General features: G+C 46.1%; 9 protein-coding genes. 2 read left to right on the top strand and 7 right to left on the bottom strand.

Going from position 1 to position 12,435, the window contains the following annotated elements; all coding sequences use genetic code 11:
• Positions 1-176 precede the first annotated feature (176 nt).
• From BGX14_RS11715 to BGX14_RS11685, 7 genes are all read right to left on the bottom strand, one after another.
• A complete protein-coding gene (locus BGX14_RS11715; protein ID WP_095879982.1) occupies positions 177-3,560 on the bottom strand; it encodes a DEAD/DEAH box helicase in 3,384 nt (1,127 codons plus the stop codon).
• 12 nt (positions 3,561-3,572) lie between these two features.
• Positions 3,573-4,637, bottom strand: a complete 1,065-nt coding sequence (locus BGX14_RS11710; RefSeq protein ID WP_095879981.1) for an Eco57I restriction-modification methylase domain-containing protein — start codon at positions 4,635-4,637, stop codon at positions 3,573-3,575.
• Complete coding sequence (locus tag BGX14_RS11705) at positions 4,634-5,575, bottom strand: hypothetical protein (RefSeq protein WP_198951209.1); 942 nt, start codon at positions 5,573-5,575, stop codon at positions 4,634-4,636. Before BGX14_RS11705 ends, BGX14_RS11710 begins: the two co-directional genes overlap by 4 nt.
• Positions 5,576-6,923: 1,348 nt before the next feature.
• On the bottom strand, positions 6,924-7,658 hold the full coding sequence (locus tag BGX14_RS11700) for a hypothetical protein (protein WP_095879980.1): 735 nt from the start codon (positions 7,656-7,658) through the stop codon (positions 6,924-6,926).
• Positions 7,658-9,094 carry a lamin tail domain-containing protein gene (locus tag BGX14_RS11695; RefSeq protein WP_095879979.1) on the bottom strand — a complete coding sequence of 479 codons (1,437 nt, stop codon included), beginning with the start codon at positions 9,092-9,094 and terminating at the stop codon, positions 7,658-7,660. Before BGX14_RS11695 ends, BGX14_RS11700 begins: the two co-directional genes overlap by 1 nt.
• Before the next feature lie 17 nt (positions 9,095-9,111).
• Positions 9,112-10,029: a M23 family metallopeptidase gene (locus tag BGX14_RS11690; RefSeq protein WP_095879978.1), complete on the bottom strand. Its 918-nt coding sequence runs from the start codon at positions 10,027-10,029 to the stop codon at positions 9,112-9,114.
• Between the two features lie 30 nt (positions 10,030-10,059).
• On the bottom strand, positions 10,060-10,404 hold the full coding sequence (locus BGX14_RS11685) for a hypothetical protein (RefSeq protein ID WP_143394234.1): 345 nt from the start codon (positions 10,402-10,404) through the stop codon (positions 10,060-10,062).
• A 244-nt stretch (positions 10,405-10,648) separates the two neighbouring features.
• Between BGX14_RS11685 and BGX14_RS11680 the strand changes: the two genes are divergently transcribed.
• Positions 10,649-11,554 (top strand): cation diffusion facilitator family transporter, encoded by a 906-nt coding sequence (locus BGX14_RS11680; RefSeq protein ID WP_073303093.1) that lies wholly within the window; start codon positions 10,649-10,651, stop codon positions 11,552-11,554.
• A complete protein-coding gene (locus tag BGX14_RS11675) occupies positions 11,547-12,431 on the top strand; it encodes an FISUMP domain-containing protein (protein WP_158223312.1) in 885 nt (294 codons plus the stop codon). The genes BGX14_RS11680 and BGX14_RS11675 overlap by 8 nt, the downstream gene beginning before the upstream one ends.
• Positions 12,432-12,435: the final 4 nt, after the last annotated feature.

Raw genomic sequence — 12,435 nt, 5'->3', positions numbered from 1 at the left:
TTTATAAAAAACTCGGCAAATGAAAATCCATTTTTCGCAAAGCTTTATCCGTCAAAGAAAAAAGAATTACATACAATCCTTCACAAAACATCGCAATCCATTTTTTCAAAGAGAGAACTTGTTCTCGCAAGGGGAATTCTTTTTCAAAATGGGAACGATGTCCAGACGCATTCCTTCTAAAACGCTTTTTCAACCCATTCGGCGAGTTTGCCTTCCTTGGCTAGTTCGGCGGTATCTTTCATCTTGAAATTCGGGTAAAGCGCCTGGATTTCCGATGCGGTCTTGCCTTCGATTTCGTTGTTGAAGCCGAGAATGTAGTGCATCGCGATCATGTAAATGATTTCGGTGGGAGCTGCCCCGTAAACTTGATTCTTGACGATATGCTCTAACCTTTTCTTGTCGTCAGGGAAGATTTTCTTCATCTTCTTTGAACGATAAAGGCGCTTGATAATTTCGGTGATATAGAGTCCCGATTTCATGTACAGGTCAGCGAAAGTATGCTCCGGGTCATCGAAACAGCCCGGCGTTTCCTTTTCCAGCATATCCACCATCTCCTTGACGACTTTTTTCGGGGTGAATATCTGGTTTGTCTTTTGCGGCGGAATGTAATCGAAAATATCGCCTTTGAAATTTTCCTTGAAGTAATCCGCGAGCTCCGAACGTTTGCGCATAAATTCTTGGACGGAATCGTTGAAGACGACGGATTCAAAGAGATGACCAGCGTAATGCTTTTTCTTGCCGTCATTTTCGTCGATGTAATCGCCGCCGTCGCGAAGGAATTTGAATTCGTCAACAGTAATACTCGTTACCTCAAGGAATACGTTGCCCGGAATGTCTCGCTCAAATGTTTCGAGAGTCGTATTGTCATTTCCGTAGGCCATCAAGAAAGAGGGAATCGTGCGGGCGAAACCTCGCAAATGGTCGCGAACCCTTTCTTCAATATCGTTTTTCTTCTTTTCAATCTTGCTTTCTTCGACAGCCTTGACGGTTTCCTCTGTCGCCTTTTTCCAAATGTCCGATGTATCCGAAACGGTTTCTTTGAATTTTTTCTCAGCAGCATCTATTTCCTTTTCGAATTCTTGCTGAATTTGCTTTTCTTCAGCCTTGGAATTGCAGTTTTTCAACGCCTCGTCGCGCTTATGTTCCGCTGTACCGGCTTCTATCTTGAAATCGGCGGCGGCAGAACTGATTTTCTTTTGTCCGTAATTTTGCAGTTTGCGTTCAAATTCCTTGGACTGAGATTTGGTCATGTCTTGGCCAAACTTGACCTTGGCTTCTTCGGCTACTTTCTTTACAGATACATCATAAACAGTGGTCAATTCCTTAACGACATTTTCTATTTCCGAAGGCTTGTGGTCTCGCAGTAACCTATTCACGTCTTTTTCGTAATCATTAGATTGCTGGGCAAAAACCGGATCACCGAACTTATCTGCGGCTGTCCCGACCACCTGTTCCGAGGGAACATCGACGTTTCCATTACCATCAAGAGGAAGTTCATTCGCCTGTTCCGGGGTGACAATATTCTTGTCCGCTTCTGCCTTGGTGACAGGATTCACCTTCTTGAGGATTTCGTTTACAATCGAAGGTGCCGCAAAGATGCCACTAATATTCTGGAACAAGAAATTGCTCATGAAGCCATGATTCACGACTTCCTTGGCGTGGATATGCCTCGGGATGGACAACACCTTTTCGGCATCCAGCTCTATCATTTCGCCATTGTCGTCTTCGCCTACCACAGGGAAGAAGTTCAAGAGTTCCAGAACATGCTTCTTGCGTTTTTCGCTATCGCCTGCACCACCTGCGGTATCTTTATACTGGTCATTAGCAATAGTCTCTACAATGGTAAGCGTTCGGGCAGGGTCAAAATCGAAAACGTAGGCATTATCTTTACGGTACGTTTTACCATCCTTGTCCAAGAAAAGGCATGGATTTTGAGCACGGAATGCGGCCTGCATATACAGCGCCGGAGAACGCATGGAGCAAAGCATCAGAACAGCGGTCCATTCGGGAATGGTCACACCCGTCGTAAGCTGCCCCACAGAAAGGGTAATAGTCTTTTCGTTGTTCTTGATAGCCTCGCGAACAGCCATAATCGCCTTCTGGTTTTCCAGTTCCTCGTCGCCATTGCCTACAGCAAGGACAACCGTATATTCCTTGAATACAGGGTGCTGTGTCAAAAGCTTTTTCAAGGCAATGGCAGAATCTACGCGATTCAACAACCAAAACGTATGCTTGAGTTGATTCCTGAGTTCTTCCGTAGAGAATGGATACTTTTTCTGCTCCGTGAGAGCGTCCAGGAACTTCTTTACATCTTCGAGATGTTCAAAATACCCCGAAGCATTCGTCTTGAAGAACTCATTCAAGTCAAAGTAATATTGCGTTTCTTCGTCATCAATGAGAGTTCCGGCATCGGCCTTCGCTCCCATCATATCGGACATCTGGTAGGTGAACAGATTGAGCTTCGGCAAGTCTTCGTAAGGATTTTCTACACCCTTTTCGGCAAATTCCTTTTTACGCTCCTGTTCGTCGGCGTATGTCCAGTTGAATATAGCCTCTTCGGGGAACTTGTCGGAAGCAAGCATCTTGAACGGAGTGCCCGAAAGGTTCAGCGTAAAACGGCGTTTGATGCGTTCCAAGGCAACATCCGTTTTATCGGTTTCTACGCCCTCGTGCGCCTCGTCAAGAATCAGCACATCCCAATCAAGTTCAGAAACTTCGCGGAGTTTTTCGTAATCGCCGCCAAAAGCCTTTGCACCTTTAAGGTCTTGCAAGGAGATAAATTCAATGCAGCCAAGCCTGTTCTTGCTAATGGCACGAGTGAATTCATCCCTTGTCAAAACATGCTTGTATTTTTGCGGATTCTTTTTGAAAACATCCACCTGGCTTACAAAATAGTAGCCACCTTCCGTCCCGACGAAACGGGCGTAATCATTGTACCAGCTATCGGCAATGGCAGGGCGGTTAGTCAAGATAAGCACGTTCCTTGCACCAACGCGCTTGCAAAAGTCGTATGCCGTAAGGGTCTTGCCAAAGCGGGGTTTTGCATTCCACAAGAATTCGGGAGCCTTGTCGTTTTTCAGGATTTTCACCTGCTTGTGGTTATCAAAATAATCGGCGGTCTTTCTGGCAGCATCTTCCTGTTCATCACGGAGTTCGTAGATTTCGACGCCTTCCATTTCGGTAAGGATTCCGTGATTTTCTTTAAAATCATTGAAATGATTCTTAGATGTCTTTGCATCAGTCTTGAACCACTCCGTTTTCGGTTTCCTTTCGATATCCACCTTGTTTGTCAAGTATTTATGGAAATCGTAATCACGGAAAGGCGTCAAATCATCTTCAAAAACCGCCCTACCGCTCCACGCAATAGGGGCTTCGGTGTCGGAGGTGTGGGTTTGCTGATGGACGCGTTCCTTTACGGCATCTTTCAAGTTCTCACCAAAATTGACTTCGGTATCACCGATTTTTATCCACCCGTCATGGGTGCGGTCATTTGGAGTGGTGTATGCGTAGATAGCGCGGTTCACGGGCCGCATCGTCTTGATTTGGGTAACGTTCGACATTAGACCATCTCCTTACTCTTTGTATTCTTTCGCACGTTCAATGACATACTTTTTTTCAGCATCAGTTAAGCCGAAAATTTTGAACAATTGGTTGTCAATATCATCATCAAAATCAATGAATTGATTTTTTTGTGTATAATCTTGAATATCAGGAACAAGTTTCGCTAAAGATGTTAACGCTTCATCTGTAAGAAGAAACGCAAATTTTATGAGGCAGGAAACACAGTATCGTTTGAAAAACTCCGCTTCCTTTTTTGTTTTGAAAGTTTTTAATGCAACACGAGAACGACCGAAGGCGCTATAATTGTCCATTAACGAGATTTGGCTACTTCTTTTTTGACCACCTGCGTTAGCACTAGAAACGACAACTTTCCATTTGTCAATATACTCCCGTCCCGACTCAATAACGTTTCTGTTCGCAATATACCAACGAGCTCGTCCGCTCTTGCCTGCTTTATCGTTTGTCAATAATTTTATTTCTTTCTCTTTATCAAAGATGTCATTTTCGTTATACAATCTCACCTTTCTTGGATTCTTTTCGACAAAATCACTTTCAATGCCAAATAATTTTTGAGATAGAATTGAATCGGCTAAATAAGGCAAATTGTTTTTTTGACAAAATTTCTTAATCTTATTCGTTATTGCAAGATCCCTTGGATTTATAGGTAGTAAGGATTCTCCTGGATATTCAAGCTCTGTTTCAATACTTTCCTTGTTTTCTATATTTATATATTTGAAAGTATTTCCCGTATGGGATTGTTGCTTTAAAACTATTGAAATACCATCCGAAATATCAGCATTATTCGGGAAAACATCCTTTGCATTTGGATACACCACAAGTTTTGACAAATGAGAGTCATTTATATTAGACAATCCAAATTGAGCCATTCCCTTACCAGAGCGATGTATCCATCTTTTAGCAGGATAAATTAGTTCCGAGTTTTCGGCTATTTTATCAACTTCCGTTTGGAAATCTTGGAAAATACTGCTCACTCTTTTTTGCCCATTTTTTGTATCAATTTTTGCAACAGTTTCTTGATACGGCGGGTTTCCGATTACGGCAAAGAATTTTTTCATTTTCCATTCTCCTTTGATTTTAAAGAGTTGTAGGTTCGCTTGCAATGACTTCGCCAGTCATAAATCAAGCATTCCTCGGTGGCATCGGAGTCGCCGGTTTCGTTTTCCACTTCGAATCCGGGAAGCGTCATTTGTCCGCAATTCTTTTCCTTGATTTGCGGAGTCCTGCCCGTAAGGCCATCCATCTGCCAAAAGTTCCACGCAATCACGTTAGCGGCACTCCGCGCTGTCGTTCTGTCCGGTTTTTCACCTAATTTCTTTTCCCAATGTTCCGTCCAAGACAAGAACACGTTAATACGGGCAATCAAGAGATTGTCCCCCTGGTACTCGTACCCGTAGCAACTTTCCAGAGAACGCATGGACCATTTCTTGTATTCGTCACCATCCGCATTCTCTTCGACCACGCGGAGTTTACGGTCCAAGAAACCAATGCGATCCTTGACCTCGATAAAATTTCCATCTGTAGGGTTGTAGCGGCTCGTCACGAAGGGCGCTTCGCCGCAGGTGATTTCAAGCCTTGTCTGGTCAACGTACTCTTGCCAGGTTTTTCCGTCGTTAAATTGGATTTTTTTACGGTTCCTAGTCCAAGCCTTATCGCCTTCGGTATTGAATGCTCCCGTATAGCCCAAATAATCATCGTCCAGGGCGTTGTTCATTTGGTTGCAAATCCACGACGGTGTAAAAACTTCGGCACGCTTCTTGGTGCGGTCCCTTTGTGCATCAAGGGTCTTGGCGATTCGCGGACGCACAAGCATCAGGCTCCCGCCGGTAATGTCCTTAAATTCTATTTCGCTTTTCGGGGAAATGACGTCGTATTCGTCCGTGGCCCACAGGATGTTCTTGCCCGTGGTCTTGTCTTTTAGGAGTATCGGGAGTACGGCTCCTCGATACACGTCAAAGATTTGCCGAACAGGCGTGTCAGCCGCAATGTTTTTCATTCCATTCTCCCGAACTTCAAGCGCAACGTTCTGTTTCGCTCCCGTTCGGGGATGGAGGACGGCAACATCAAAAAAGAGAATACACGATTCCCTAGGCATATACGCCCATGCCAAAACGGGGCGCGCATGCGTCCGGATTTCTGAGTACCCTCTTATTCTTTTGAGTTGAAATTGTCGAGATTCCATATCGAGAACAAGAGCCGACTCATGAGAATTTCTCTTGTTCTAACATTTTTACCGCACAAAAAAAAGGCATGAGGTTGAATGTCCTTACGATATGAGGCTCTCGACAGCCTACCCAAATAAGAACAAACAACCCACGCCCCGTAAAGGCCGATACGCACAAACGGACCGCATGAATGCGGCCTGCATAGCGAACCGTTGCCGGCACTTGCATGCCGACAGACGTGAGCGTCCGTCTTATCCTCTTGGGTTGAAATTGTCGAGATTTCATATCGAGAATAAGGGAAACTCTCTATTTTCAGCGGATAATATAAAATATTCCGCCGGCAAAAGGTGTTGTTGACGACTAAAATGCTCTATCCTAAAAAGCCAAGGGTTCTACCGAAAATCCGTTAAAGTAAAACGGTAAACAGCCCTTTTTCCTAGCTCCCTACTTTCAACCAATCACAAATCACGCTTCGACAAGCTCAGCGACCGGTCCCAGCCCTTCGACTAGTTCGGCTAGTTCGACAAGCTCACTAACCAGCGGTTACCGAGCTTGCCGAGATGCACTAACCGTGGTTCGACAGGCGGTTCCTGAATTTATCGAAAGGCAGGGACCGCTTGCCGAAGAGCATGGCAAGGAGAAAATCGGCGAAGCCATCTTCAAGCACGCAAAAATTGCCGTGCCACAATCCATTTTTCGTGCGGGGAGGCAATCGTTACCATTACACGGCTCCTTTCACGGGTGAAACGACGAATGTTATCATTACACAGCCCGTTTCACGGGTGAAACGACGAATGTTATCATTACACAGCCCGTTTCACGAGTAAAACGACAAATGCAATCATTACACAGCCCATTTCACGGGTGAAACGACAAATGCAATCATTACACAGCCCATTTCACGGGTGAAACGACAAATGTAACGGTGCCAAACCGGGCTTTGGGGGCAGTCCAATGCGCATCAACAAGTTAGCGGGGCCCTTCGGAGTTGTTTGTTGTCAGTTATCAGTTATTAGTTATCAGTAGCCCTTCGACTAGTTCGACAAGCGGTTGGTGAGCTTGTCGAACCACACTAACCGGCGGTTCCTGAGTTTATCGAAGGGCAGGGACCGCTTGCCGAAGCACTATTGACAAATCTAAACTTCCCTCGCACCTTAGGAGAGGCAAAAGGCGAAACTCCTACCGGACATCATAAAAAAGTCCCGCCATTTTTGAATTCATATAGTCTGCATCCCGGTGCATTCCAAAGGACGCCCCCAAACCATTCCAGCGGAATGCGATTCCTACTCCCACTTTAGGACCGGGAAAAAGAACTTCCCCCTGCAATTCCAAAGCCCCCAAGCGCATTTCCTGCAATAAAACGACTCCAAAGCCGTCCCATCTGCGATACCTTAATGAAAGACCACTTCGAAAATACCGACTTTCTTTCCAAAAAAAATCCGATCCAAAAACATTCCATTCGGTTTCGCGCAGAAACAATCCCCATGCTCCCCATTCTACATGAGCAGGCAATTTTACGAACGCACCCACTCTGCCAGAAACCTCCCACCAGGATTCCTGTCCAGGGACAATCTGAACGTCCGCATTACCGCCAAAGCCCAAAGAGAATCTCCCCACCGCAAACGCACCTTCCAAATCGAAATCTTCGCTGCGATATATCGAATCCAAAAAAGAAGAAGCAAATACGGCTTTGAACCGATAAGCCTCCGTTCCCCATTCCGCGGCAAAGCCAAAAACCTCATAGTCCAAATTTTCCATCGGTTCCGTCCACAAAAGTCCCAGCCGAAAACCGTTTTGCATCCTCGCCGGATTTCTCGCAGAATCCCATCTGCCGGGTGCCCAAGGTTCTGGAATGCGAACTTCCGCAAAAACGGCGGAAATGAAAAGAGCCAAAATCCATACTTTGCGCATCATCAAGGCCTCAGAATAATGCCGATGCGTTTTTCAAAACGCCCCGATGAAATACGCAAAAAATTCGCTCCCGGAAAACCTTTTTGCAACAAGGGAACTTCTCGCCATCCATTTCCCGATTCATCAGCCGGCCATTCCTTTTTCCAAAGAAGGTCGCCCTTTCCCGAAATCAACTCGACCGTTACGGGGACTTCACTCTGGACGCTGACCATCAGCGGATTGTCGCGATTCTTTTTGGAAAAAATGCGAGCATTCCAATTCACCTGAAACGGCAGAGAAGTATCTGCGGAAAAACTCCCCGGGGTCTGAAATCCGGGACTATCTTCCTTTCGACCCGATACCACCGAAAAACCAGCCGGGCATTGCGCTTTAATGCGAACGGACTTTCCCCAAAAAACCGAATCGATTTTGGAATCGCCATAGCACAAAAACAGACTGTCCGCAGCATTTTTCAAATAGCCAAAATTCACAAGGAGAATTTTCACTTCTTCATTACCGACATAGTTCCGCATCGCCGCTGTGTCTTTCGTCAGCACAACGCTTTCGTGCTTGCGAATAGAGGAGCCCGCCGGAAACGTCGTTTTCTCTTTGCACAAATTCCATTGAGAAAGCGAAATTTCCCGAACCCCGCCGTTATAAATTTCAAACCATTCAGGAATTCCCTCATCCGGACAGGGATGCACTTCCGTCAATCGAACCGGCAGCGAACCGGCATCCGCAAAAAGGGAATCCAAACCGTCATTTCCGGGAACATCATCCTCTGGCCACTGCACTTGCAAATGAAATGCTTCTGCATGAAGGGGCACTTCAAAAAACTGCGGACGATCCCGCCAAAGCGTGCCATTCCACGATTCATCCGCCAAAGAAAAAAGCGAAGAAAAATGGGCAGAAATAAAAGCGGAATCGCATCCCGAAAGTTTCCATTTGCCACTCCATCCCTTTGCGGAGTAAGTCAAATTTTCTATTTCCAAGCGGCAATCTTGAACGCCTTTTTCAAAAGCGTTGGGAATTCCCGGAGTTGGGCTCGCATATTCCCAGGCGTCAAAAGCTTCGCCATTCCGCACAAAAGATTTTCCCGCCTTGGGTACAGGCAGCTTCGCTGAATCCGCACAAGTCCCCGCCCAAAGCGACCAAACCGATTCTCGAGAATTGGGTAACGCCGCACCAGTCAGCTTATCGCAAAGCAGGCCTTTTGCCCGCGGGCAAAGTGACGTATCCCGAATAAGGAGAATCCGTTTCACCGAATCGGAAAGAACTCCATTCCAGATTTTTTGTTGTTCATTCAAAATGGAAAGCGAATCCTGCGAAAGCGAATAGGGCAAACGGATTTCGACAAATTCCCCACGGGAATCCTCTACCGTCTGCGGATCGGGAAGTATTTCAGCAAAATAAGGACACGCTTCCAAAGCGGCAAAAGCCGCCAAAGCAAGCAAATTCATGAATAAAATTTACGGGGTTACTGAACCGCGTATTCTCCAGGAAGAATATAGCGAAGCGGGTTTTCTGCCTTGGCATTGTACCAAACCTCGTAATGCAAATGAGGTCCGGCGGAAAGGCCTGTGTTACCCATATACCCTAACAATTGATAACGCTTGACAAACTGGCCCTGCTTTACCGAGCTGGACTGCATGTGCGCATATTTCGTCACAAAACCGTTGCCATGGTCCACAACGACATAATTGCCAAAAGATTCACTAAATCGGGAAATCGTCACTACGCCGTCTGCGGTGGCAAAAATCGGCGTCCACTTGCTGTTCGAAATATCAACACCGTTGTGCATGCGCCCAACGCCCGTAATCGGGTGAATCCGGCTGCCAAAAGCGGAAGCATAGCGTCCCGTCGTTGGGGAAATCGAAGGCACGTGCTTCCAATGGGCATACTGCTGCCCCACGAAACCCGCCACTTCGCGACAACTGCGTTCATTTTCAAAAGCCTTTGCGCGGAATTGCTCCGTTCTTTCCTTTAAATAAATCGAATAGTCCAAAATCGGATTTGCTGAACGCTTTAAACGAACATCTACAGGTTCAGGTCCTCCGATAGCCATTTCTCGAGCAGATCGATCCGTCGGATTCAAGCCGAACTTGTAATGCAGAAGATCTTCATTTTCAAAACGGGCTTCCATTTCCGCATTGAGAAAATCCAAGCGGCTCCGTTCCCCATCCAGCTTTTCAAGCAGAGATTCCCGAGAATCGATAAAATGGCCTTTCAGAAAATCATAAGAGAAGAGGATGCCGAATTGCAAGACAAGCAGGGCAATGCCCAAGCAAACGATTCCCTTTCCAATGCGGGACACTCGGCCCAAAAATTCGGGCAAGCGCACAAAACGCGTCTTGGACGAACCTTCTAGATGAAAGGAAACCTTACAAAAATTCATACGGAGTGCAATTTAATAAAAAATTTCACCTTATAAAAGCAACCAGCCCAACAGAAATCCAATCAACGCCCCGCCGACAAACGACCCCACTGCGCCGGCCATCTCCATCGAACGGTCGCGCTTTGCATTTTGCTTGTCCAGCTGCGAATTGACGACGATTTTGAGAGCCTGCTGGCATTTCGCGTAATTGGCAGAAAGAATGGAATCCGAAGGGCATTTTTCTGCGGGAGAGAGCGACACCGCCAAGAGCGAATCGGGAGGAGTGCTCAAAGCAGCACTATCCGCAACATGGGAATCCGACAGAAATGAAGAATTTTTCGCAGAATCGGCGACCACAAAATTGGAATTGGTTTCGGCAAAAAGAGATATCGCCAAGTAAAAAAAGACAAAGAGAAACTTTCGCATACCCGTAAAATAGAAATTCATACGGCAATCGTTTCAAAACGCTCTTGCCAATCATTCAAAATTTTCGCCAGTAGAGCGATTCTAAAAAGCGAGCGGAAACGATTCCCCTTTCTTCCTCCAAAATTTTAGAGGGTCAAAACTTATCCTGCAAAATGCGCCCCAATAAATTCATTGAGCAAACTTTCCCCTTTGCTGCTTTTGTTAAATTTTTCGTATGTCTGTCGATCGTTCAAAAGCCGCTCAGCGCGCCACCTGGATTGGATTTTTCGTCAATATCTTTCTGACCATCGGAAAACTTATCGCCGGATTTTTAGGGAACTCCGCCGCCATGATTGCTGACGGCATCCACTCGCTTTCCGATTTTGTAACCGATCTTATCGTCATCATCTTTATTCGCATTTCCAGCCACGAGAGAGATGAAAACCACCCCTATGGCCATGGAAAATTTGAAACGCTGGCATCTGTTCTCATCAGCGTCGCCCTCGCAGCTGTTGCAGTCGGCATTTTCGTAAACGGCATTCAAAAAATTTACGCGGCATTCCAAGGGGAAATTCCCGAAGTGCCCGCTCCAATCGCACTAATTGCTGCAGTCGTTTCCATCGCCGCCAAAGAAATACTTTATCACTATACGGTTCATGTCGGAAAATCCATCGAATGTTCTGCAGTGATAGCAAACGCATGGCATCACCGTTCCGATGCGCTTTCCAGTATTGGCACTCTGATAGGAGTCGGCGGAGCATTTCTCTTGGGCGGAAAATTTGCCGTTCTCGATCCGATTGCCGCCGTCGTTGTCAGCTTCTTTATTGCCCGAGTCGCCTTCCAAATCGGATTTCCAAGCATCCAGGAACTTTTAGAAGCGTCGCTTCCCCCTTCCGTTGAAAAAGAAATCGCCGACATCATTCGTCATACAGACAAAGTCCGTTTCTTTCACAATCTGCAAACCCGTAAGATCGGAAACTCTTGCGCCATCGACGTCCACATCAAACTCGACCGCGACATTTCTCTAGTCGAAGCTCACGATGTCGCTACAGAAATCGAACAGAACCTGCGAAAAAAATTCGGACAAAATACGCAAATCAACATTCACATGGAACCGGTTTCGGAGAAAGGAAATGCTTAAAATTTTTACCCTAGCCCTGATATTCGCCCTACTCGCCGCCTGCGACGACATTCGCCAGGAAAACTATCCAAGCGGGAAAATTCGCATTCAAACACAATATGTAAACGACAAAAAGAATGGGCAACAAATCGAATTTTATGAATCTGGAGCCAAAAAATCCGAAAAAACTTTTGTTGATGGCAAAGAACAAGGAATGGCGACGGAATACTATGAATCCGGAACAGTCAAAGCAAACGTTCCCTATGAAAAAGGAGCCATTCAAGGAACAGCGACCCGTTATCACGAAAATGGGAAAATCCAATCCGTTACTTTATACGAAAAGGGAATGGTAATTGCGTTCCCCGAAACCTACGATTCCAGCGGAGAACCCGAAATTCAAGGAGTTTACAACGATCCACGAGACGGACAACGTTATGAATGGGTGCGAATCGGCGAAGCCGTATGGCTTGCAGAAAATGCCAAATACGCTCCGGTTCAAGGCTCTCTTTGCATCCAATGCAACGTTTGGGGACGGCTTTATAATTTAGAAAGCGCTAAAAACGCTTGCCCGACAAGTTTCCGCATTCCCCGAATTGCCGACTGGAAAAAACTGGCAGAAACCGTTGGAAAAAATCCGGCAAGAAAACTGAAAGCGTCCTTTGGCTGGAACGACGACGGAGACGGCTCGGACGAATTTAGTTTTGCCGTTCGCGCCAGCGGCGTTCTCTTCAATCCGGTGGATGTTCCCGAAAACAAGCGAAATTTTCAAGAAGCAGGAGACAAAGCATTCTTCTGGACGGAAGAAGGCTCCGTAGCCGTATTTCAAAAGAACTCGTCAGAAATCCGCTTTGAAAAATTCAACCCGAAATTTGGAGCCAGTTTACGCTGCGTGAAATAGTGCC

It is taken from the genome of Fibrobacter sp. UWS1 (genome assembly GCF_002300445.1).
In the GTDB taxonomy this organism is placed as follows: Bacteria; Fibrobacterota; Fibrobacteria; order Fibrobacterales; family Fibrobacteraceae; genus Hallerella; species Hallerella intestinalis.
Note: the sequence above shows the minus strand (reverse complement) of the source record. Positions and strands in the feature narration are given on the sequence as shown.